The sequence below is a fragment of the Cupriavidus sp. KB_39 genome (assembly GCF_052114485.1).
Classification (GTDB): domain Bacteria; phylum Pseudomonadota; class Gammaproteobacteria; order Burkholderiales; family Burkholderiaceae; genus Cupriavidus.
The window spans coordinates 1-1,670 of the sequence record NZ_JBFREV010000119.1 but is presented as its reverse complement, the minus strand read 5'-3'; the positions used below and the strand labels follow the sequence as shown (position 1 = coordinate 1,670).

The window sequence follows — 1,670 nt, the reverse complement described above, 5'->3', positions numbered from 1 at the left end:
TGTGTACGGCGGCGGCAAGCTCCCGTCCGAGACCCCCCTGTCGACAGCGGAAATGCGGCGGCGAGGCTGGGGCGAAGTGGCATTTATGAGCTATGGGGAGTTCCTCGCGTGGCTTGAAGGGGCGCTCAACGATACGCATCAATGGCAGAACGGAATACGTTCCACGCTGCTAAGTGAGACGGAGGCCCGCTCGATCGGCGTGGCCGCGCTCTCGCGAGACGATGTCGCCCTGTCCTACAAATACCGCTATCCCGTTCATGCCGTGGGATACAACTGGCTCCGGTCGAACGAAGATTCGGCAAAGCGCCTGGCAGCCAGAGTCAATGCCTTCATGGCCTTCTACCGGAGCAAGGGATTCATGTGCGACCGCGCCATCCTCGTCACGCATTCGATGGGGGGGCTTGTGGGGCGCTTCTTCACTGAGTCGATGGGCGGCAAGGAAGTCATCCTGGGCGTGGTGAATGGGGTCATGCCGGCGACCGGTGCTGCGGTCGCCTACAAGCGGGTGAAAGCCGGTACGGAGGGGGCGGCGGGCGGCGTCCTGGGTCGTAATGCCGAAGAAGTGACGGCGGTTTTCGCACAGGCTCCCGGACCCCTGCAATTGCTGCCGACGCCCGAGTACGGCGCCCGTTGGCTGAAGATCCGTGATGGCAACCGTATGATCTCACTTCCGCAATCCGATCCCTACAACGAGATCTACACCGTGCGGGGCAAGTGGTGGTCGCTATGCCACGAAAACCTTATCAATCCGCTCGATAAGTACAAGAAAACAGTGGACGAGGACTGGCAACGGTACGTGGAAACCGTTGAGACGCTAGTCCGTCCATTTCATCGTGCCATCGCGAATCGATACCACGCGAATACGTATGCGTTCTACGGCGACGATACCGCACACAAGACATGGGGAGAGGTCACATGGGGACGGCGGTATGCTGCGCCGCGCTTCGGGCCGCGCGCCATTGACGACCTTGCCGAGGGAACGGTACTGCACGACACAGGCCGTGGCACCATTTCGGTCCTCACGCGCAGTGCCGGAAACCCATTGCACGTTGTCTTTGACCTGAACGGTTCGGATGAGAGCGGCGACGGCACCGTTCCGCGCCGGTCCGGCGCAGCACCACGAGAGAAAGCGAAGGTATGCCTGGCTTATCGTGGGATCGAGCATGAAGCCGCGTTCAATGTCGGGCCACTCCGACTATTCACGGTCTGGTCGATTGTCAAGATCACGGATGCCGTGAAAGACACTTCCATGGCCTATTGCAAATGAAACGCCTCACGTCGCTGCTTATCGTGATCCATGCGCTTGTGCTACCGGCTTGTGGGAAGACCCCTCCATTGACGCCTCAGGAACAAAAGACCGTGAATGCCCTGACTTCCAATTTGACCCCGCGTTGTGTGGGACGCCATCTTATCGATTTGCCCGCCGGCGTGACGGTCAAAGGGTCCGCCACTGTGGAAAGCGCACGGCTCGAGACGAAGATCATGCCCCTCGATGCATTCAACGAGGAGATATCCGCGCGCGAAGCGGAACTCAAGGCGGTGAAGAGCATGGATGCGCATCCATTTCTCTATCTCAATCTGCCCGCGTGGGATGAGCACTCCCGCTATTTTATGCACCGGGGTTCGGAACGCAGCCACATCGCAAACCGGATTCTGGAGGGCTATCGTTG

Annotated in this window: 2 protein-coding genes; both read left to right on the top strand. The window is 59.8% G+C overall.

The features are described 5' to 3' along the window. The coding region (locus tag AB4Z27_RS28930; protein WP_441645976.1) for an esterase/lipase family protein at positions 1-1,267 on the top strand (1,267 nt) is incomplete at its 5' end. Further along, the coding region (locus tag AB4Z27_RS28925) for a hypothetical protein (RefSeq protein ID WP_441645975.1) at positions 1,264-1,670 on the top strand (407 nt) is incomplete at its 3' end. The genes AB4Z27_RS28930 and AB4Z27_RS28925, both read left to right, overlap by 4 nt.